This window comes from Edaphobacter modestus (assembly GCF_004217555.1).
Taxonomy (GTDB): domain Bacteria; phylum Acidobacteriota; class Terriglobia; order Terriglobales; family Acidobacteriaceae; genus Edaphobacter; species Edaphobacter modestus.
The window spans coordinates 2,062,956-2,083,978 of record NZ_SHKW01000001.1 but is presented as its reverse complement, the minus strand read 5'-3'; the positions used below and the strand labels follow the sequence as shown (position 1 = coordinate 2,083,978).

General features: G+C 56.2%; 12 protein-coding genes and 3 pseudogenes. 5 read left to right on the top strand and 10 right to left on the bottom strand.

Annotation, left to right across the window (positions count from 1 at the left end; all coding sequences use genetic code 11):
* Positions 1-120 precede the first annotated feature (120 nt).
* Together BDD14_RS08615 and BDD14_RS08610 are read right to left on the bottom strand one after the other, a co-directional pair.
* Positions 121-3,279, bottom strand: coding sequence for a TonB-dependent receptor (locus BDD14_RS08615; RefSeq protein WP_130418446.1), 3,159 nt, complete (start codon positions 3,277-3,279; stop codon positions 121-123).
* Between the two features lie 253 nt (positions 3,280-3,532).
* The gene (locus BDD14_RS08610; protein ID WP_130418445.1) at positions 3,533-3,850 is read right to left on the bottom strand and encodes an HNH endonuclease; all 318 of its coding nucleotides are present in this window, start codon (positions 3,848-3,850) and stop codon (positions 3,533-3,535) included.
* 889 nt (positions 3,851-4,739) lie between these two features.
* Here BDD14_RS08610 and BDD14_RS34410 point away from each other — a divergent pair.
* Positions 4,740-4,898: pseudogene (locus tag BDD14_RS34410) on the top strand (DHH family phosphoesterase); the annotation flags it as partial.
* A 178-nt stretch (positions 4,899-5,076) separates the two neighbouring features.
* On the opposite strand, the gene BDD14_RS32965 reads toward BDD14_RS34410, so the two are convergent.
* The 8 genes and pseudogenes from BDD14_RS32965 to BDD14_RS34405 form a co-directional block, all read right to left on the bottom strand.
* A complete protein-coding gene (locus BDD14_RS32965) occupies positions 5,077-5,337 on the bottom strand; it encodes a hypothetical protein (RefSeq protein ID WP_242617830.1) in 261 nt (86 codons plus the stop codon).
* Positions 5,338-5,537: 200 nt separating this feature from the next.
* Positions 5,538-5,945, bottom strand: a complete 408-nt coding sequence (locus BDD14_RS08600; RefSeq protein WP_130418443.1) for a glycosyltransferase — start codon at positions 5,943-5,945, stop codon at positions 5,538-5,540.
* A gap of 736 nt (positions 5,946-6,681) precedes the next feature.
* Positions 6,682-6,895 (bottom strand): annotated as a pseudogene (locus BDD14_RS08595) (transposase); the annotation flags it as partial.
* A 131-nt stretch (positions 6,896-7,026) separates the two neighbouring features.
* The gene (locus BDD14_RS08590; protein ID WP_130418441.1) at positions 7,027-8,412 is read right to left on the bottom strand and encodes a phthiocerol/phthiodiolone dimycocerosyl transferase family protein; all 1,386 of its coding nucleotides are present in this window, start codon (positions 8,410-8,412) and stop codon (positions 7,027-7,029) included.
* Positions 8,413-8,574: 162 nt separating this feature from the next.
* Positions 8,575-10,029, bottom strand: a complete 1,455-nt coding sequence (locus tag BDD14_RS08585) for an efflux transporter outer membrane subunit (RefSeq protein WP_130418440.1) — start codon at positions 10,027-10,029, stop codon at positions 8,575-8,577.
* Positions 10,026-11,357 (bottom strand): efflux RND transporter periplasmic adaptor subunit, encoded by a 1,332-nt coding sequence (locus BDD14_RS08580; protein WP_242617829.1) that lies wholly within the window; start codon positions 11,355-11,357, stop codon positions 10,026-10,028. The genes BDD14_RS08585 and BDD14_RS08580 overlap by 4 nt, the downstream gene beginning before the upstream one ends.
* Positions 11,350-14,523 carry an efflux RND transporter permease subunit gene (locus BDD14_RS08575; protein WP_130418439.1) on the bottom strand — a complete coding sequence of 1,058 codons (3,174 nt, stop codon included), beginning with the start codon at positions 14,521-14,523 and terminating at the stop codon, positions 11,350-11,352. Before BDD14_RS08575 ends, BDD14_RS08580 begins: the two co-directional genes overlap by 8 nt.
* Before the next feature lie 158 nt (positions 14,524-14,681).
* Positions 14,682-15,089, bottom strand: a pseudogene (locus BDD14_RS34405) (transposase).
* A 210-nt stretch (positions 15,090-15,299) separates the two neighbouring features.
* On the opposite strand from BDD14_RS34405, the gene budA reads away from it, so the two are divergent.
* The 4 genes from budA to BDD14_RS08550 are packed head-to-tail and all read left to right on the top strand — an operon-like array spanning position 15,300 to position 20,982.
* Positions 15,300-16,145: an acetolactate decarboxylase gene (gene budA / locus BDD14_RS08565; RefSeq protein WP_130418438.1), complete on the top strand. Its 846-nt coding sequence runs from the start codon at positions 15,300-15,302 to the stop codon at positions 16,143-16,145.
* Position 16,146: 1 nt separating this feature from the next.
* Positions 16,147-17,847 (top strand): acetolactate synthase AlsS, encoded by a 1,701-nt coding sequence (gene alsS / locus BDD14_RS08560; RefSeq protein WP_130418437.1) that lies wholly within the window; start codon positions 16,147-16,149, stop codon positions 17,845-17,847.
* A 58-nt stretch (positions 17,848-17,905) separates the two neighbouring features.
* Positions 17,906-19,642, top strand: coding sequence for an NAD-dependent malic enzyme (locus BDD14_RS08555; RefSeq protein WP_130418436.1), 1,737 nt, complete (start codon positions 17,906-17,908; stop codon positions 19,640-19,642).
* The gene (locus BDD14_RS08550; protein ID WP_165419992.1) at positions 19,639-20,982 is read left to right on the top strand and encodes an NAD(P)/FAD-dependent oxidoreductase; all 1,344 of its coding nucleotides are present in this window, start codon (positions 19,639-19,641) and stop codon (positions 20,980-20,982) included. The genes BDD14_RS08555 and BDD14_RS08550 overlap by 4 nt, the downstream gene beginning before the upstream one ends.
* The last annotated feature ends 41 nt before the right edge of the window (positions 20,983-21,023 follow it).

Genomic DNA, 21,023 nt, shown 5'->3' with positions numbered 1-21,023 from the left:
GCATTTCTGCGTGGGCGTTCCAGAGACACAAGACGAGAGCGATCCAGAGGGTGGATCTGAAAGATGGTTTGCGCGCCACCAAACCTGCCGCGTTCGAGGAATCCAATGCTGTGTTCGCTTCTAGAAATGCAGCTTCAACGCTACCTGCATGGAACGCGCTCCACCCAGCTGATAGATGGAACTGAGCCCTCCGAGTTGGCTGGCGAGCGAGGTATACGCCTGGCCAAAGAGCGGCCCATTGTCCAGCGAGTTGTAGATGGAGCCGAAGCTTGGATGATTGAAGATGTTGTAGGCTTCGACGCGGAACTGAAGGCCAACTCGGTCTGTGAATGGAAAGTCCCGGCGCAAGCTCACATCGGCCTGCACCGCATCGAAACCTCTGGCGGAGTTGCGGCCGGCATTGCCCTCGATAACATTGCCGTTCGCGTCGTCCAGCTCCTGGAATGCCTGTGGATTGATCTGTCGTCCTGTCGGGGCGAGGGGATTGTCGGTGTACAACGGCTGGGAGAGGACCCTGTCAGGATGAAAATGCTGTCCCTGCCCGGAAGCGCTGTCAATGGTTGTTCTCGAGAAGATGTCGACAGGTAAAGCAGAGCGCGCGGAGATGCGGGTGTCGAGCGTCCAGTGCTTCAGAGGATACGATAGCCAAGCGTTGCTGTAATGCCCTGGAATGTCATACGAGAGGGCCGCCTGGAAGTTGTTGCGGATGTCGAAATCGGAAGGTCCTCGTTCCAACTGGTAGATGGTGAAGTTGGTGCTGGCATTGTCGAGCGAGTGCGACCATGTGTAGCCAAGCAGACCTTGAAATCCATGCGCCAGCGATCGCTGAAAGCGCACCTGGAGGGACTGATAGTTGGCACTTGCGCGGTTAGTGGTTAGATAAAGCCCATTGCCGGAGGCGAAGTTGGGATTGCCCAGCAGATCCGGGCTGTAAAAGTTCTGCGTAAGCAGTCTCCGGGATGCTGACGCAACGTAATTGATATTGAGCGTCTGCTGTTCTCCCAGCTGTTGCTCCACGGCAACATTCCATTGCACGGTATAGGGCAGCTTCAGGTGTGGATCGAAGCCCCAGACGGCGACGTTATACGGCGGATTGGCATTGGGCTGCGGGACGCTGTCGATCTGAGCTGTCGTCAACGGAAATGGATCGCCGTTGAACGACCGGAAACCGGTCGTACCTACGCCATAGTAGCCATCCGCAGCCAACTGGGTGCCCGTATCGTAGAAGAGACCGGCGCCGGCGCGAAACACAGTGCTGCTGCCGGGTGTCCGGTGGATCTGATAGGCCGCACCGAGGCGAGGCGCGAAGTTGCCATAGGTCGTCTTCCAGAGAGCGGTCCCTTTGGGGGCAAGCTTCACTGTCGAAAGGTCCGTAATCTGGTCGACGGTGTAGGGAGTGTTGCCGTTTGCGTCATGCGGTGCGGGATTCAGCTCCCAGCGCACGCCACAGGAGAGACTCAGCCGATCATTGACCTTCCATTCGTCCTGCGCAAAGAGTGACGTATTTGGGTACACCGCCTTCATGTTGATCGACTGCTTATACATGTTGATACCGCTAGTCTGATTTGCAAGGACCGATGCCTCGTCGTAATAAAAGCCAACCTCCCAGAGGGACGGAAGCGCTTCTGACACAACGAGCCGGCGATAGTCCACTCCATATCTCAAGTTGTGGCGTCCGATCGTATGCATGAATGTATCAACGACGTTAACCTGTCTCGCACGATTCGATTGCGGCTCCAGCAGGAAGTACGGATAGAGGTCGTAGAAGAGAAAGAACGTGAGCCAGCTATCGGACTGCAGGCCCGGAATGCCTGCCACGTTGATGGGAGTTGCTCCTCCGAAGTCATCCAGGGTGCGTGAGGATTTATAGTCATTGCCCGTTACGTTAAAGCGCAGCTCATTGTTCATTGTGGGGCTGAGCATATTGGTTGCGCCGAGGGTGATGGTCTTCATGTTGATGATCGTTGCGTTCACCTGCGCCAGATTCCATGGCTGACGAGATGTGCTGTTGGAAGGGGAATCGCTGTAGCGTCCGAAGATTTTGAATCTGTCGCTGAAGCTGTGATCGATACGAATGCTGGTGGTGTCGATCGAACTGGGCGCGCTGTAGCCCGCAGTGTAATAGGACAGTCCGTTGCCGTTATCCGGCTGGGTGGAGACGGGGAAGGACGCTAAGAACGGCTTCAGCGCATCGGGAGCTTTCTGTCTCAGCTCGTTGCTGGGAACCTCGTACAACTGAGAAGGTGTTGGGTTGATGAGGCGCAGTCCCTCATACGAAAAGAAGAAGAATGTCCTGTTCCGACCGTTGTAGAGATGAGGAATGTCGAGAAAGCCGCCGAGTGTACCGCCGAAATCGTTCTGTCGGAGGGCTTGTTTGGGAACAGGTATGGCGTTCGTGTATCCGTTGAACCAGCTGTTCGCATCCAGGGCATCGTTGCGCAGGTAGTCGAACACAGTTCCGTGATACTGGTTTGTGCCCGAGCGCGTCTGAAACGAAAACTGGCCTCCGGGGCCGCGACCGTACTCTGCCGAGTAGGTGGATGTGGTTGCGCGAAACTCCTGGAGTGCATCAATCGAGACGAGGCTCTGGGTCGTTCCGAGAGCGGTCTCCCCGGGAGTCGCACCGGCAAAGCCCGCACCGGTAAATCCGGATGAGGAGACGCTCGCACCGATGTTGGCACTTACGCCGTCGACGGTGAAGTAGTTGGACTCGGTGCGTTGGCCGTTCACGCTCAGTTCACCGCTCTGGCCAACTCCCTGCGACGGCACAAGCAATACACCTGGAGCAAGTGTCATCAACGACTGGAAGCTACGTCCATTCAGAGGAAGGTTTTCGACCAACCGGCGGTCGATGACCGTGCTGACACTCGCGTCGGTGGTGTTGAGATGGATGCCGCCGCCATCGACGACGACCGACTGGCTCACTGCTCCCGGATGCAGAACGAAGTCCAGGGATACTTTACTCGCGACATTCAGTCGCAGATCGCGAACCATCTGGGTTTCGAAGTTTGGAGCCTGAACGGTGATCTGATAGATGCCCGGGGCAAGCGATGGAGCCACGTAGCGCCCATCCCCATTCGATATCGTGTCCCACTTCACCTGGGTTGCAGTTTCGACGATTCCAATGGAAGCATTTGGGATGACGGCCTTCGATGGATCAGTGACCGTGCCGGCAATTTGTGCGCTCTGCCCCAAGGCAGAAAGGGGCGGCTGCAAGAACAACATGAGAACAAACAAAAGGAGAAGGAAATTTGATCGAGAGACGATGTGCGCAGCCATGAAACAACCTTTCCTGAGCGACTCCTATATTTCGGAGGAAGTCCGTCAGCCTTCGGGTTGTCGATCTCAAGTGTCTCGCGGCGCTTTGCCAAAGAGACAGCCGCGTGAACGTTCCACCGGTTAGAACCGAAAATCAATGGAACTATATCTAAACTACGACAATTCAGTCCTATATCAATTGCAAAAAGGTGATACGTTGTTCGGCTGGATGGATCAACTGGCACAAGAAATGCCGGGTACTGCAACAGACTGATTAACATCGCCCACCTGATTCACAATACCGATTCGCCTCTGAAAGGTACTGTGTCCAATCCGTCGCGATGCCGCGTTGGGCCGTGGCTAGGGGCACGCGCCCGGTTCGTACTTCGTCGGCCAGGTAGTTCTCTACGCGATCCTTGACCTTGAAATAGCGGTTTTCGAGTACCGTCGCATTCGGGCCACATTCCGTCCAGATATTTCCCATCCCGTCCGCACCGCCGAGTTCCAACGGCACCAAGTGATCCAACTCACATACTTGATTGTCGCCAGAATTGCCCCGCGGCTTTTGTATGCCGTACCAGGAGTATGCCAAGTGCTTCTCCTGCTCGCTGGTCTCGCAATTGCGGATGCAACGTGTTCTCCATTGAGGGTCACGGAGGACATTTACTGTCACGGACGGATCAATCCCGCCGGGTGTGCAACGCGGATCAGGAATCGGATAGCCTTTTCGCGTCGAAGGCGTACAGCTGTTACTCGCAGGTTCGTGCCATTGACGAAAATATTCCGAGCTGCATGTGACTTCAAGATCTCCGCAGGACTGATCGCGTGGCCCTGCCCTCTCTGACCGATCACTATACTCACGTCGGCGAGGACGTTCCGCCGCGCGATCACGGTGGGACATTACTGGTACGGGTAGCTCTGCCATCGAGTGCGGCCTCGGCCACGGAGGAGTCTGCTGTAGCCGAATCAAGAGAACGATCACCAACAGGAACACGAGCAGGGTAACAAGAGTGGGAACCGCGGACCTACGACGCTTCATTCCTTTCCACGCTAGCACAGCGAGCTGAGGAACATGGCGCCGGCTCGTATGTCTACTTGGGTAGAACCACATGATGGAGTCCCGTCAAAAGGAGGGAACGGTGTTCTTATGCCAGCCCATTGCCGACGTGTTCGTGTTGATGGCTCGTGGAATCTAAGACGTCGATTCCTTCCTTGAGCAACCTTCGTGGAATCATCTCCCAGACCCTTTTTTCGATTCCGGCGACGGAAAAGGCCGCAGCTCGTGTACTTTGTGCTATCCGGAGACTCGAACGTATCACCATCTTTGGCGATTACGACTGCGATGGGGTCCTTGGAGCCCACATTTTACGCAGTGCGCTGGGTGGTCTGGGAGTACCAGCCAGAACATCTCTGCCTGACTGGAATGAGGGTTACGGTCTCAGTTCGTCAACGGTCATCGCTTTTCGTGCAGCGGAACCGACTTGCTGATCACGGTCGATAACGGCATCAACGCGCGGGCGGCGGTGTGTCTGGCACAACGCCTCGGGATCGACGTCGTCGTGATCGATCACCACCGCATCCAGGAACAGACAGAAACCATGGCAGTATGGTCTGATGGGTTCTGCGGAGCGGGCCTGGCTGCGATGTTTGCGTGGGCGTTCGCGCTGAAGGCTTGCTGGAACGATACGAAGGTCGAGCGGCTGTTATCCGGCAGCAGTCAATATGCAGCGATCGCCTCGATCGCCGATTGTGTGAACTCTCGCCAGGCTGGGCCTCGCCGAACTCTCCCGATGAGACACAAGGGGCTGCAAGAGTTGCTCAAAAGTGCTGCACCGATCCATGCAAACCAGATTCGCGCGACGTGGCCTTCGGCGTCGCTCCGCGCATCAACGCCGCCGGCAGAATGGCCCATCCTGCTGAGGCGCTTGCCGTGTTCGAGGCAGCACTCGACGAAGAGGCATGTGCATGCGCGGTCAGTCCCGCCATCGCTACAGTCGCCAGCGCAGCAGATCCAACGCCTAAGAAGCTCCCTCTAGACACGACGTCGAGTGTTGGATTGTTACCATTCTGATCGCTCATAGCTCGCTCTCCTTGTTCACTTAAGTGCCGGTAGCCTTCGTAGCAGGTCGCAGGCAAACCGAGTTTCATTGGTGCTCTCTCCCCCGTTCAAATGCCTATGGGTATGCGGACTATCCGGCTGTCCTGGAAAGTTGCGAGGAATTCAGCCGAACGACGGTCGACTGCAGTCAAGGTTACGCAGCACACGTGATGTTCAATTACTAGTGCTCGGTTCCGATGAACGCTCGGGGTAGAGTACGGGGCACAAGTGCGTGAAACAAGCATAGGGTGTCGAGTACCAGCGCTTCAACGCCTGTCTGTGCCAGCTTTTCCGGCAGTTCCTCCAATGCCGCTTTGACGAGGCCAGGCATCAATTCGTTGCACGAATACCGTATGACGTCTAGGCCGTGTATCTTTGACACGCCACCCCAGCGTTTGGCTACGGAACCCTCTGGATACTCTTTTTTGCAAAAGGGTACGAAATCCAGACCGGCTACATTAGCGAAAGGTTCGACATCCGGAACGCCAATAAACACCACTTCATGTCCGCGCGATTGCAGCCTGCGTGCGAGCGTAATCATGGGATTCAGGTGGCCTGAGAAGGGCATACTCACAAAACCGACTTTCATTGTTGCTCTCTCTCCCGTTCAAATGGTTCGTTCCCTCTACATTCGGCTCAAGCAACAACCCTCAACCTGGCCCCTCAGTGACGAAACTGTGTTTTGCTATGAAGAACCGCGTGATCGATCTTTAGTCCGAAGGTGTAGGTAGAAGGTCGTCGCGGCGCGACGTGAACTAGCTCAAGTTTTGATTTAGCCGCACTCACTCTGCGAAGTCCGTTTGGCATTGTTTTCGAGATGTATATCAACCTCAATGTTTGAAGCTCGCATGGTGGTGCGCTATGGCGTTCGACGACCAAGCCCTTCCATCCAAGGATCGGGCCTTTACTCTTCCGTCACACAAGGAATAGACGCGATAGCCGAAGCAGCCAGCGGGTGGTGATTGCTCTGGCATGGCATTTCTTGCGATTTTTTGCGATGTACGTAAGCCACCGGCGGGCAAGATTATTTGAGGTCGAACCACCACTAATATTTCGAGACTGCTTAGGATCCATTCGCAGATGGAGGCTTTTGTTGCGGATTCGCTCGGATAACTGATGGCTCAACGGTCGATCGACCCGGTCTGGAATGGTCTTTTCAAGACCGAACCAAGTTATTGGGACAACATGCGCGGATCTCTACATGGCCTGGTCGCCAAAAGCGGTCGACACGCGAGAGGCTGATTCAAAAAGGATCCGCTCGAGCCCTGGTCTCTAAAGCCTTCGCTTCGGGGCGCAGCTCAGGCAGCGGACGGGACATCTTATTATAGCTTCGCGTTCTCCTGCTCCAGCTTCTTCAGCCGCTTCGCTTGATCCACCTGCAGACCGCCAAATTCCTGACGCCCAGCGGAAGTCCGTCTGCTCCACGATCTCCGCTTCCTTGCACGCCTCGACTGCGGTCTTTTCGTTCGGCACTGCCACTTCGATCTGTCGCAGCAGGTTCACTACCTGTTCCGGTTGATACCTCCTGCCTCGGGACATCCTTGCTCTCCTTGTTCCAGTGTCCCTCTTACTCACTGCTACAAATCAATCCGGGCTCCCATTATTTGTCTGGGGATTAGCTATGTTTAAGGACCTTCAAATATCGCACAAGTATCGTGGCCCACCAAACTCTAAAGACGAGTTAAAATCTCGCGTGCATCTCTCAGCAAGGTCGGAAACGCATCCCGGGCCACTACAGTCATTCCAAGTCTCCCATTCACAGTAAGCACTGACACTTTTTGTAAAGCCGGTATAAACGCAGGGCTACCTGTAAAGAGATTTTCAATATTAAGACCTGCGTATTCTGTGCGCACTCTATATCCTGCATAGTTAGTCACCATCAACTCATGCGCCCAGGGCCCCTTCAGAACAGACCGATATAGATCTCGTGCGTTGTGTTCTTCTGCAACCATAGATGACAGCGCACCCAGAAGATTCCGAGCTCCATCAGCGCGCAGAGCAGGCAGCATATCTTCACGCACTGTTCTTGCGATATCCCAGAACGACGCCCCATCTGGAGTTAGAACTGGCGCCAGATATGATGAGATCAACACGCCTGCTGCGTCTGGAATCCCCAGCGTCCTTCGCATATCAATCGGAGACATGCAGCGTACTGGCCCCGCATTCCACTTTTCCGAGTAGCGCTTTCCTGCCAGGGTCAGCGCAGCAACCAGCGCGGCATGCACGGTAGTTCCTTCTTTCTTGGCACGCTCCAGCAGGACCGACGTCTCCTTCACGCCCAGTTGCAGGCGCTGTACACGAACTTTGGGCAACTCAACGCGAGATCCATCTTCCGTAGCGACAGATCTTCCTTCCAACTTCTTTACATACTTAGCTGGGGCCGGCAATCCAAGGAGTTGCCCCAGACCGGGCTGCACCTCAAGCGGTTCCCCCAGATCTTCTCCCGCAACAGAAGCAAGCAAATCCTGTACTAGAAGCAGATGCGATTTTCCGTCCATGCTGCTATGGTGTGTTGCAAACATAACGACAGAACGATCTCGAGCATGAAAGAGAGTTGCCCGCGTGAGTGGACCGCTTCCATCGCCAAAAGATTTCTGAAGCTCTTTCTCCATCTCGTCTTCCAAGACCAGGGAATCCCATAAAGGAGCAATCCGCAAGGGCATTGAAACTCCCCGCCTCTTTTCAAACAAAGGACGTTTGCCTGGGACCTTCAGTATCGACGCAGATAGAAGAGGGTACCGAACCCGTATGGCATCCATCGCGTCCTTCCATTGCCCAATAGTCGTCGCGCCGTTCATTTCAACGACAACTGCGTGAGACACATTAGCACTCTGCTCAAGGAGCCAAAAGAATTCTTCAAATGCATCGAGATCGCGCAGCTTAGTCGCATTCAGAGATTGAGCATCGTGTTCAACATCTGGGGCAAAAACAGCGGATGGACGCTCCATGAGCTCGATCTTCTTTTGTTGATCAATCATTGTCTTCTCTCCTAATTTCTTCAATCCGACGAATCGCAAGTCAACGGATGCGTCTTTTGCGCTGGAAGCGTCGTCCAATTTCGTGCAGGTCTTCTCTTCTACCGCTGGGCCGCTCTTCCGAAATCAGCCCCTGTTTATACGCCTCGCCTGTGAGGTGAGAATCCTTGGGTTCCATTTCCTCGCGGGATGAGCATTCTCTGCCAGACACTTCACTATTGAGAGGCCTCTTCATAAGAGGGGTCAGAGATTGGGCAAGTTTGCACGGTCCCATCCTCCCCCAACTGCTTTGATCAGTAGTACGCTTGCATCGAGCCGGCGCTGCATAATGTCTATCTCGTTCCGCTGGTTATTCAACGCAGCTGTCTGCCACGTGACCACCTGCAAGTACGTATCCACACCGCCCGCATAACGCGTTTGGAATAGATCGAGAGATTGCTCGGCAGAGGCGGTCGCTGCTCGTTGTTGCTGCGCCTCAGTATCCAGAACACGCAACGCGGCTAGATTGTCTTCTACCTGCTGAAACGCGGTAAGCGCCGTCTGTCGGTAGTCAGCCACAGCCTGATCGTACTGAGCCGTGCTGATCTCCTTGGTTGCCCGCCGGCGACCACCATCGAAGATGGTCTCGGAAAGCATCGGTCCCACGGCCCAGAAGCGGCTTGGCCAGGTGAACCAATTGAGCGCGGATGTACCGAGAAAACCCGATGCTGCGCTCAGTGAAAGCGTGGGATAGTAGGCCGCCTGAGCAATACCGATCTGCTCGTTGGCTGCCGCCATTCGACGTTCCCGCGATGCGATGTCTGGACGCCGTTCCAACAGCGTAGCCGGCAGGACACCCGGGATATTCGGCAGCTCCGATGGTTGGACGTTAAGGGGGGCGGGGGGAATAGTGAGTGCGGCGGGCGCGCTTCCGATGAGCACCGCGATCGCGTGTTCATACTGCGCGCGCTGCACTTCGACATCGGTACGCTGCACGCGAGCCTGATCCAGTTGCGTGCGTGCCTGCGCTACATCCGAGAGCGGCGCGGCACCGCCTTCGTGGCGGTCCAGCGTGAGTTGGAGGGCTTCTCCGTATGCCTTGATGGTGCTGTCGAGCAGCACCTCCTGCGCGTCCATACTGCGCAGGCCAAAGTAATCCACCGCAAGCTCTGCATGAAGGCTCAGCCGCGCATTCTCCAAGTCCGCGTCCGCTTCCTGCGCCTGCGCACGCGCCTGTGTGACACCGCGGCGAACGCGTCCCCACAAATCGATCTCGTAGTTCAGATCGAGGGGGAGAAGCATGCTGCCTGTTCCGTTGTTAGCCATGGAAGACAGGAGGTACGGCTGGTGGGCAGAGTCGCGAACCGCGCTTGTTGAGGGCGACGTGCCAATCGTTGGTGCTTCATAGGAACGCGCATAACCGATCTGTGCGCGCGCCGCGCGGAAGTTCGCCTCTGCAGCCTTCAACGTCTGGTTTGCAGTATCGACCTGCGGCTCCAGCTGGTTCAGTTGCGTATCGCCAAACATCGTCCACCAAGCACCTTTAAGCTTTGCATCGGTGGGCTGGCCGATCTTCCAGCCGTCGGCAGAGTTAGGTGGCGGAGTTTCTTTGAAGGACGGTGCAAGAATGGCCGGTGGCGTCTTGTAGTTCGGGCCAACCTTGCAGCCTGCGATTGGCAGCAGGCTGCATGCGCTAAGAATGAGAACACGATTCTTCACTGTACCTGCCCTCCCTCGATACGAACGGTCGCCCCTTCCGCAAGGGAATCTGCTGGATTGAGGATTACCTTGTCCGTTGGCTGCAATCCAGACGTCACTTCGACGGTCGCGCCGTAGTCGTTGCCGATCTGAATCGGAGTGAGATGAACCTGTCCTTCCCGTACGACGCCGACTCGCAGACCTTCTGCACGGAAGAGCAGTGTATTTGCCGGCAGCGCCATGGATGCCGTGCTGGCAGGAATGGGCAGATGTACAAATGCATACTGCCCGGGCAGAAGACTGTGCTTCGCGTTCTCAACATCCACTTCGACATTCAAGGTCCGGCTTGTCTTGGCAATTGCATCAGCGTTGCGGACTACGGTTCCGGTGAAGGTCTCATTGGGCAAGGCGTCGGAGGTGACGGTTAGGTGCCCTCCATTATGCACGAGGCCCGCATACACTTCAGGCACTGGAACGTAGAGGCGTAGCCGATCGATGGCAGATAAGTGAAAGAGCTCGCCGCGCTGCGTGTTGATATCGCCGGCCTGAATCAGAGATCCGATGTCGACATTGCGTGCCGTGATCACGCCATCGAAGGGCGCGTAGATCTTCTCGAAGCCCTGCATCTGCTGCAGGCGGCGTACATTGGCCATAGCGCTGTTGAGTGTCGATTGCCGCGCGGCGAGGTCGCTCATCGCCTGATCCGTCTCCTGTTGGGAGACGGCATCCTTTGCCATCAGTTTCTTCCAACGGTTTGCCGTAATCTCTGCAATCTGTTCGTTAGCCTGAGCAGTCTTGACCTCCTCCTGCGCCTGCTCCACCTGCTGATCCAGTTCGGGCGTCTGCACGACCGCAAGCAACTCGCCCTTGTGCACGGATGCGCCAATATCGGTGTACCAGTGCAGCAGGTAGCCGTTCGTACGGGCATAGATCGGCGTGTCGATATAGCCCTCCGTGTCCGCAGGCAGCTTGATATCCTGCGCTTGCCGACCGGTGTCGGGCGTGACGACGGAGACCGACTCAATGGCTGCGTCTCTTGTATTGTGGACGAGCACAGCTTCGGCCGAAGACCGCCCGTGAATGCCGAGCGCAATGAAGATTGCGAGCAGGACGGCCAGCAGGCTTACCGCGATCACTGGCCCACTGCTAAGCTTGGCTTGAGTATCAATGGTGATCGGCGATGCGTGCGCATGGTCTTTGGCCCCGGCCTCCGCCAGATCGCCTATCGGAGAACTCTCGCCAACCTTCTTGTTTGCTTCTGTCGCTTCCATAATCTCCTCCATCACATTGTTGGAACGTGTTTCGGCCCGCGGGGGGATACCGAACTCAGAATCTTTTGACTTAGGCATGGGTGACCTCCTCTTTGGGCGAGGCATTCACGAGCTTGCTCGCTCCGCTGTGCAGCAGTGCGAAGACCGTCGGCACAAAGATGAGCGTGGCCATCGTTGCGCAGAGCAGACCGCCGATGACTCCTCGTCCCAGCGGCGCATTTTGCTCGCCGCCGTCACCCAGGCCAAGCGCCATCGGCACCATGCCGATGATCATGGCCAGAGCCGTCATGCAGACCGGGCGGAAGCGTGTCGCACCTGCCTCAATCGCAGCCAGGATCGCATCCCCATGCTCCTCAAAGCGGATTTTCGCGAATGAGACCACGAGAATACTGTTTGCGGTTGCGACACCCATACACATGATCGCGCCCATCAGCGCGGGTACGCTGAGCGTGGTGTGTGTGAGGAACAACATGAGAATTATTCCGGCGAGTGCCGCTGGAAGCGCGGTAATGATGATGAACGGGTCGAGCCACGACTGGAAGTTGACCACGATCAACGCGTACACCAGCACGATTGCTCCGAGCAGTCCCCCGAGCAGAGCGGCATACGAACTGCGCATCGTCTGCGCCTGTCCCAGGATGGAGAGGAACATGCCGCGCGGAAGGTCACTCTGCTGCGCCTGTGTGATCTTTTGAACATCTTTGGCGACCGCGCCAAGGTCACGATCCTGCACGGCCCCGTAAATATCCACGACCCGGCGAATGTTGTAATGCGAGACGATGGCCATCTCACGATCGCGCTGAATCGATGCAATATCGCTCAAGAGCTCCGGCGTGGGTCGCGCGGCTGCTGCCGCAGCGTTGATGGGAATGTTCTGAATGTCTTGCAGCGAGTCCATGCGGTATTGCTGTGTCTGCGCTACAAGGTTGTAGTTGACGCCGTTCTTCCAGTTGTAAAAGAACATGGGCGTTATCTGGAAACTGCCGCTCAGGCTGTTCAACATGCTCTGCGAAACATCGACCGCCCTGTACCCACCCTGCTCGGCTTTCGTCCGATCTATATCCACATTCAGCGTCGGATAATCAAGCGGCTGTCCAATGCGGAGATCCGTCAACCCCGGCACCTGCTTCAATTGAGCCAGCAGCTTGGTCGCCACCTGGGTGCTCGCTTGCACATCGTCGCTCTGCAACTGTACGTCGATTGGCGCAGGCAGTCCGAAGTTCAGAATCTGCGTCGTCTCGTCCGCAGGCAGAAAGTAAAACGTGATCCCTGGAAACTCGCGCGGCAGGTTGGTCCGCAGCTCGCGAATGTAGTCTGCGGTGGGGTGATGTTTTTCGTTCAGCGTTACCATGATGTCGCCGTCCGCAGCCCCAATCGTGCCGTTGGTCAGATGCATGGTGTTCATTTGGCTGACCGGCAGGCCCAGGTTGTCGAGAATGTTGTTGAGCTCCTGGTGCGGAATGGTCCGGCGAATGGACTGTTCCACCAGATCCGCAAGCCGAGCGGTCTCCTCAATGCGATCGCCGGTACCACCGCGAAAGTGCAGGATGAATTCTCCGGCGTCACTGTTCGGGAAGAAGTCCTGCCCAAGGAACGGGAGGAGCAGCGACGTGCAAACGCAGCAGATGAGAAAGATCGGGATGAAGGCTTTGCGCCGCAGCACCAGGCTCGTGAGCAACATCTGATAGGCCGCGCGTACACGCTCGAAGCCACGCTCGAAAGCGCGCTGAAAACGGACCAGGGGATTGCTCGAGGGCCCGTGCGACTTCGCTCGCAGCAGGTACATCGCCAGCGTGGGCACCAGGGTGCGGGACAGGATGTAGGAGGCGATCATTGCGAACATGACGGCCTCCGCGAGTGGTGCAAACAGGAAGCGCGCGACGCCGGTCAGGAAGAACATCGGCAGGAACACGATGCAGATGCAGAGCGTGGAGACCAGTGCCGGAACCGCAATCTGCGCTGCCCCTTCGAGAATGGCCTCGCGTAACGGATAGCCTTCTTCGATAAAGCGTTCGATATTTTCCAGCGTCACCGTCGCGTCGTCAACCAGGATGCCAACCGCCAGTGCGAGTCCGCCCAGCGTCATCGTGTTGATCGTTTCCCCGAGACAACTCAGCACTAAGACAGACGAGAGAATCGACAGCGGGATTGAAACCGCAATAATCAGTGTCGGACGCCAGCTTCCGAGGAAGAGCAGCATCATCAGAGCGGTCAATCCTGCGGCGATCAGCGCTTCGCGAACGACTCCCGTGACGGCAGCGCGAACAAACACGCTCTGATCCCCCAGCAGCGTCATCTTCAGCTCTGGCGGTACCGTCTGCGCCACGCGTGGCAGCAGCTCGCGAATTCCCTTTACTACATTCAGGGTAGAGGCATTGCCGCTCTTGATAATGCTGATCAGAACGCCACGTTTGCCATCCTGGCGTACGATATTCGTCTGAAACGCAGCGCCGTTGCCGACGATCGCGACGTCCCGGACATAGACCATCGCTCCGTTGACCCACTTGATGGGCAGTGCGTTGAGTTCGGCGAGCGTGTGTGGCGCCGCATTCGAGCGGATATCGTATTCCTTGCGGCCGATCTTCGTCGTACCGACTGGCGCGACGACATTTTGCGCGCTGACAGCGTTGAGAAGATCTTGCGGCGAAACGCCCTTCGACTGCATCCGAGCCATGTCCATGGCGATGGTGATCTGCGCCGTCTTACCGCCGTACACACTGGGCACCACGGCGCCTGGAACCGTAATCAACGGGGGCCGAACAAAGTTCGTACTCAGATCGTTCAGCTTTTGCTCGTCTAACCCCTTGCCGGAAACCCCGATTTGGAGGATGGGCACGCTCCCTGCGCTGAAGTTGACGATCTCGGGGGGCAGAGCGCCAGGGGGGAGCTGACGCAGAATGGTCTGCGAAGCCGCCGTGACCTGTGCGTTCGCAGTGTCAAGGCTGGCGCCCGGTTGCAGGAAGATCTTCACTACGGAAACGCCGTTGTAGCTGGTCGATTCGGTGTGCTCAATGTTGTCGACCAGAGTGCTAACCAGCTTTTCATATGGGGTAGTGAGACGGCCTTCCATCTCTTCAGGGTTTAAGCCCGTGTACTGCCAAGCAACCGCAACTACGGGAATATTGATGTTGGGGAAAATGTCTGTAGGTGTCCTGAGGATCACCACCGGGCTGAGCGCGAGAATCAGCAACGCCAGGATGATGAAGGTATAGGGACGATTCAGTGCTATTTTTACAATCCACATAGGTCGGGAGAGCTTCCTCTTCTGTCGCTGCTTTCCAGCGAAAAGCTGCTTTATACGATCAGATTCAATAGCCAAGGCATACTAGGGGTGGAGAATTGCTGCCAGCGGGGGATTGCTTGCGAATTTCTAACCTGCACACAAGCTAGGGCATGTTCGCACTAGCGCGGTGCTTCGATGATGCGGGCGAAGTTGAGTAAGCCGAGGAAGAGAACAACGAGTTTCTCGAAGCTGGAGAAAGATGCTGCGGAAGCCCTTGAGCCTCGAAAGAGCCTCTCGATCTCATCTTTCTTCTTGTAGAGGGCGCGGTCGTAGTCCCAGGGTTCCTAGCGGTTGGATTGAGTGGAACCACCGGAGCCACGCCGAGATCAAGCACGAGTTGCTGAGGCCGTTTTTCTAAAGCGCCCGTACCGTCCGGATCACCTTGATCGAGGTCGAGCCGGCGGCCGAACTGCTTCGGCAGCCCGCGCCATTTGCAGCCTTGTTCGGCCACATATAGCACTGCATTCAGCACTTGCGGGTTGCTCAAACTTACGTTTGCCGCGCTGCACTGGCAACGCGCTCTTTATCCGATTCGTACTGCGCTTCTGTCAGTTCCATCGGGGAAAGACAGCTAGCGCCTAGTGCGAACACACCCTAGTTCACTTGGAGCTCTGGTGGTCAGACTATAGAAATTGGCAAGAATCCCCCCTTGGCAGCAAGCCACCCCCCTTAGTGTGCTTCGGCTATCGCGTCTTATTACCTGTGTGACGCAATAAAGAAAAGGAGCGGTATCCCAAGTGCTGCAACCAAATTTCACGATTCCACCTGATCTATTCCAAGTCCTTGAGCTTCATGCCCAGCACAGCTGCCAAGAGCCTGAACAGATCATTCAAAACGCCATCATCGACTACATCGAAAACACGCGCGACGCGCTGTATCAAATCTCGACCTCAGCGGCTCTAGTCGAAGGTGTGGCGGATGGAGCAGCAGACTGCGGATCGCTCAAAAAGTACGGCAACCTTGGACTGGGCACTTTTGAACATTTGGATGGCGAAATGGTGGTCGTTGACGGCCATGTCTTCCAGGTGCGCTCTGATGGCTCTGTCAATGAAGTCTCCGATGAGGTTCAGACGCCTTTTGCCACAGTCGCAAGATTTAGTCCTGATATCCAAGTTCTGCTAAAGGAATGTACTGGCCTTGATAGCTTGCTGGCTGCATTGGATCGTTTGAGGCCCACGGATAATTACTTCTTCTCGATTCGTATCGAGGGACGATTTAACCATGTCCGCACGCGTGCCCTATGCCGCATGAAGCCGGGTACGAAGTTGATCAACGCCGCTGCTGTTCAGCCCGAATTTGAGTTTCACGATGTGCGAGGATCCCTCGTCGGCTTTTGGTCGCCGTCCTATGTGAAGACTCTCAGCATTCCGGGATACCACCTCCATTTCATAACGGAGGATCGCACTGGCGGAGGACATCTACTGGAGTGCGACGGGAGCAATCTCACTCTTGAACTCCAGCGCGCAACGAAGTTTCGTCTTGTGTTGCCTGAGACCAAGGCATTCCTCGATGCAGATTTGCGTCGAGATCCCACCGCAGATCTTGAGAAGGCAGAGACATTCCAACCAGAAAGGGTGAAATAACATGAGCACGAGCGAGAAGCGAGCGACAAACCAGACCAACCCAGCCGCCGCCGTCCAAACCGGAGCCGAGCTCCTCGTAAAGAACCTTGAGTCCCAAGGCGTGGAGTATGTCTTCGGTATTCCTGGAGCAAAGATTGACAAGCTATTCGACACCTTAGTCGATTCGAAGATCAAGACCATCCTGTGCCGTCACGAGCAGAATGCAGCCTTTATTGCCGCTGGTATCGGGCGTATGACCGGCAAGGCTGGCGTATGCATCGGCACCTCCGGGCCTGGCTGCTCGAATCTGGTGACGGGTCTAGCCACCGCGACGTCGGAGGGGGATCCGGTGGTTGCGTTGGGCGGAGCAACGACTGTGGCCAACCGGCTCAAGCGTGTGCATCAGGCGATGGACACGGTTTCGATCTTCAAGCCCGTCACCAAGTACAGCGCCGAGGTCAACTCCAGTGAGGCGATCTCTGAAGTAGTGGCTGACGCCTTTCGTGCTGCAGAGTCGGGACGGCCCGGGGCCTCCTTCATTAGTCTGCCCATGGACATCATGGCCGCTGAGGCGAAGGGTGAGGTGCTCACCCCGGTAAAGCCCGAAGCTTTGGGCGCCGCCGACGATCACGAGATGGGCGAGGCTGCGGCCCGCATCAACAAGGCGCAGAACCCGGTGGTGTTGCTGGGTATGCTTGCTAGCCAGCCGGAGACGGCAGAGGCCATCCACCTCTTCCTGAGAAAGACTGGCTTGCCGGTTGTAAACACCTATCAAGCTGCAGGCGCTGTATCACATGACCTCTTTGATCAATTCGGTGGTCGTGTTGGTCTCTTTCACAACCAGCCAGGGGATCGACTCCTTGATGCCTCCGACTTGGTGATCACCGTGGGCTATGACCCGATCGAGTATGACGCCGTGCTCTGGAACCGCGGACGGAAGGGTAATGTCATTCATATCGATGTTGTCCGTCCGGATGCAGACAAGAATTACAAGCCGGCAGTCGAGTTGATCGGGAACATCAAGGCGATCCTGGGACGACTTACGTCTCTGGTTGAGGTGACCGAACGCCAGGGCAATAGCGCAATCCTCAGCGAAATCGCTATGGAGCGAGGCGTGTTTTCGGAACGCGCCAAAATGCTCAATGGCACTCCCATTCATCCGATGCGAATTGTCCATGAGCTTCAGGGAATCATGAGCGATGACATAACGTTATGCCTAGACATGGGTTCATTCCATATCTGGCTGGCGCGTTATCTGTACAGCTTCCGTTCGCGGCAGGTGCTGATCACCAACGGACAGCAGACGATGGGCGTAGGCCTGCCCTGGGCGATTGCGGCCTCACTGGTTCGTCCCAGCGAGAAGGTCATTTCAATCTCGGGCGATGGCGGATTTATGTTCTCGTCGATGGAACTGGAGACGGCGGTGCGACTGAAGTGCAACCTCGTCCACATTGTCTGGATGGATGGCCACTACGACATGGTTCGTTTTCAGCAGATCGCCAAGTACGGCCGTGATGCGGCCGTGGAATTCGGCCCCGTAGACGTTGTCGGCATTGCCAAGGCGTGTGGTGCGCACGGAATGATGATCCACCGTCCGGAAGAGATTGCTCCCACGCTCAAAAAAGCGCTGGCTTTGGAAGGTCCGGTGGTGGTCGGCATTCCCGTGGACTATCGCGATAACCACAACCTAATGGAGATGATGCATCCAGGGGTTCTCAACTAATTGAACCTAACGGTTCCCCACATATGCAGGCGCAGAAATAGCTTTAAGGAGAAATCATATGCCGCGTTATACAGAGCCAACACAAAAAGGAACTACAACGACAGGAGAACAAAGAATGTCACTGGTCACCACTCCAACACTGAATAAAGGCACAGCCTTCACCTATGACGAACGCACCAGATTCGACTTGCATGGCTTGCTGCCGTTGCATGTTGAGACATTGGACGATCAGGTCAATCGCGCTTATCAGGCCTATCTGAGGAAGCAGGATGACCTTGAACGCCACATCTATCTGCGCCAGCTGCAAGATACTAATGAGGTTCTTTTCTACCGTCTGGTACTAGACCACATCGATGAAATGATGCCGATCGTCTATACGCCTACTGTTGCTCAGGGGTGCCAGCTCTTTAGTAAGATTTATAGGCGGCCGCGTGGCCTCTTCATTTCTTATCCCTTGCGGGATCGTATTCCAGAGCTCTTGCGCAGCCGCCCCAACAGGGAAGTGGACGTCGTTGTTGTAACGGATGGCGAACGGATTCTGGGAATTGGCGATCAAGGTGTCGGTGGCCTTGGTATTCCGATCGGCAAGCTCGCGCTGTATACGCTGATTGGCGGTATCGATCCAGCACGGACCCTGCCTATCGTACTGGATGTTGGGACCAACAATCAGGAACTGCTGAACGATCCGGAGTATCTCGGTTGGCGGCACGAGCGCATCACGGGTAAGGACTACGACGAGTTCATCGACCAATTCGTAGAAGCGGTGAAGGACGAGCTACCTAACACCTGCCTGCAATGGGAAGATTTCGCGACGCCGCATGCCCGTCCCATCCTGCAGCACTATCGTGACGAGCTGCTGACCTTCAACGACGATATCCAAGGAACCGCAGCCGTTGCGCTTGGCGTTGTTCTGAGCGCCCTCCGGGTTTCGGGAGGGAGTTTGAAGGATCAGAAGTTCGTGTTCCTGGGAGCTGGATCTGCAAGCATCGGCGTTGCTGATTACTTGCGCCAGGCATTGGTCGTGGAAGGGCTCTCTGAGGAGCAGGCCCGCAGCCAATTCTGGATCGTCGATAAGGACGGACTGCTGCACAGCAAACGTGCCGATCTGAGCGCTGAGCAACAGGTTTATGCACAGAATGCGGAGTCGGTGGCGGATTGGCCAAAGACGTTCAACGGCACCATTGGTCTCGCCGACGTGATTGGGAAGGTCGACGCGAATGTTCTGCTCGGCTTCTCCACGGTGGGCGGCGCTTTCACAGAAGCAATCGTCCGTGAGATGGCCCGTAAGGTCGCGCGTCCGATCATCCTGCCCCTTTCCAACCCCACGAGCAAGGCCGAAGCAAAGCCCGATGACCTTATCCGATGGACCGACGGCAAGGCCCTGGTAGCAACGGGTTCTCCCTTCCCGCCGGTGAAGCATGGCGAATCCGACATCTTCATCGCGCAATGCAACAACGTCTATATCTTCCCGGCTGTTGGACTGGGGCTTGTAGCGTCCGGGGCAACCAGAGTCACAGATGGAATGCTGCTGGCCGCAGCTCATGCGTTGGCGGAGAACTCTCCTGCACTCAAGAACCCAACTGCTCCACTGTTGCCCGTACTGACGGATGTTCGCAAGGTGGCCGTTGAGATGGCGGTCGCGGTTGGCGTGGCAGCACAAAATGAGGGGCTTGCTCCCAAGACAAATCTGGCAGCTCTCCGAAGCAACGTAATTAGCTGCCAATGGAGTCCTGAATATTCGGATGTTGATTTGTCGGATGTTGATTTGTTGGAAGAAGTGGAGGTGACTCAATGACACAGGCGAGGCAAGGACTCATGTATGCGAAGGATCCACATGTGGTTATCGTTGGCGGAGGCTTTGGCGGTGTTGCGGCCGCGAAAGCCCTCCGAGATGCGCCGGTACGCATCACTTTGATTGACCGCACTAACCATCATTTATTTCAGCCACTGCTTTATCAGGTTGCCACGTCCGTGCTGCCCCCTGGGGACATAGCCTCACCAATACGGGGAATTCTACGCAAGCAGGCCAACGTGAGCGTGACTCTCGGCGAAGTCACAAGTGTCGACAAGGCTGAGCGCAATGTTACCGTTGATCTTTCCGATGGGACTAGAGAAGTCGTTACATACGACTATTTGATTCTCGCTACCGGAGCACGGCATAGCTATTTCGGAAAGGACGAATATGAAAAGCATGCGCCGGGCCTGAAGAGCGTGGCGGATGCGCTGGCGATTCGCAATCGGATCCTTCGCGCCTTCGAACAGGCCGAAACCACAGAAGATCCAGTCAAGAAGGGACTGCTGACGTTTGTTCTCGTGGGGGCCGGACCGACCGGCGTTGAAATGGCCGGGGCGATGGCTACACTTGTACGCCGGACGCTAAAGTCCTCCTTCCGAAGGATCAATCCACAATCGGCAAGAATTATCCTTGTTGATCAAGCAAACCGGATCCTTGGTCCTTTCTCCGAGGCTCTCTCCAAAAAGGCGCAGAAGCATCTAGAAGGGCTAGGCGTTGAAGTCCGCCTGGGGCACGGCATCGAGAGTATCGATGGCGATGGAGTGGTTGTTGGCGGTGAACGGATCATCAGCAAGACAGTCATCTGGACTGCCGGGGTTGCCGCTTCCCCCGCTGGCAAATGGCTGAACGCGGAGACGGACCGAGCAGGTCGCGTCCACATTCAGCAGGATTTGACGATGGCGGGATATCCGGAAGTCTTCGTCATTGGAGACACGGCTTCCCTCAATCAGGATGGAAAACCGCTTCCCGGTGTTGCCCAGGTGGCGATGCAGCAGGGACGGTATGCCGGCAAGCTCATTCACCGCCGTGTGATTGGGCGCAAGGATATGGCGCCCTTCCGCTATTTCGATAAGGGCAACATGGCAGTCGCCGGAGGAAACTTCGCCGTTCTGCAGTGCCGTAAGGTGCAGCTGAGCGGATTGCTGGGATGGCTGCCTTGGGCAGCGATTCACATTGCCTACTTAGCCCATTCCAGCCTTCGTTTGGCCGTTCTGGTGCAATGGCTCTGGACTTACCTGACCGGGCAGCGCGGTTCGGTCCTCGTCGTAAACCACCATGCCTCGCCGCACCAGGAATGCTCCCGGCAGGTTGTTCATCCTTTGATCGCCAGCGGGTCCTAACAGTCTTCGGCAAAATACGTAAACCCTAACTCACTAACATG

Bases quoted from the DNA above. Each gene is read 5' to 3' on its own strand.
- BDD14_RS08600 (WP_130418443.1), bottom strand. From the start codon at position 5,945: ATGAAAGTCGGTTTTGTGAGTATGCCCTTCTCAGGCCACCTGAATCCC.
- BDD14_RS08575 (WP_130418439.1), bottom strand. From the start codon at position 14,523: ATGTGGATTGTAAAAATAGCACTGAATCGTCCCTATACCTTCATCATC.
- BDD14_RS08550 (WP_165419992.1), top strand. From the start codon at position 19,639: ATGACACAGGCGAGGCAAGGACTCATGTATGCGAAGGATCCACATGTG.
- BDD14_RS08615 (WP_130418446.1), bottom strand. From the start codon at position 3,279: ATGGCTGCGCACATCGTCTCTCGATCAAATTTCCTTCTCCTTTTGTTT.
- alsS (WP_130418437.1), top strand. From the start codon at position 16,147: ATGAGCACGAGCGAGAAGCGAGCGACAAACCAGACCAACCCAGCCGCC.
- BDD14_RS08580 (WP_242617829.1), bottom strand. From the start codon at position 11,357: ATGCCTAAGTCAAAAGATTCTGAGTTCGGTATCCCCCCGCGGGCCGAA.
- BDD14_RS08555 (WP_130418436.1), top strand. From the start codon at position 17,906: ATGCCGCGTTATACAGAGCCAACACAAAAAGGAACTACAACGACAGGA.
- BDD14_RS32965 (WP_242617830.1), bottom strand. From the start codon at position 5,337: ATGAGCGATCAGAATGGTAACAATCCAACACTCGACGTCGTGTCTAGA.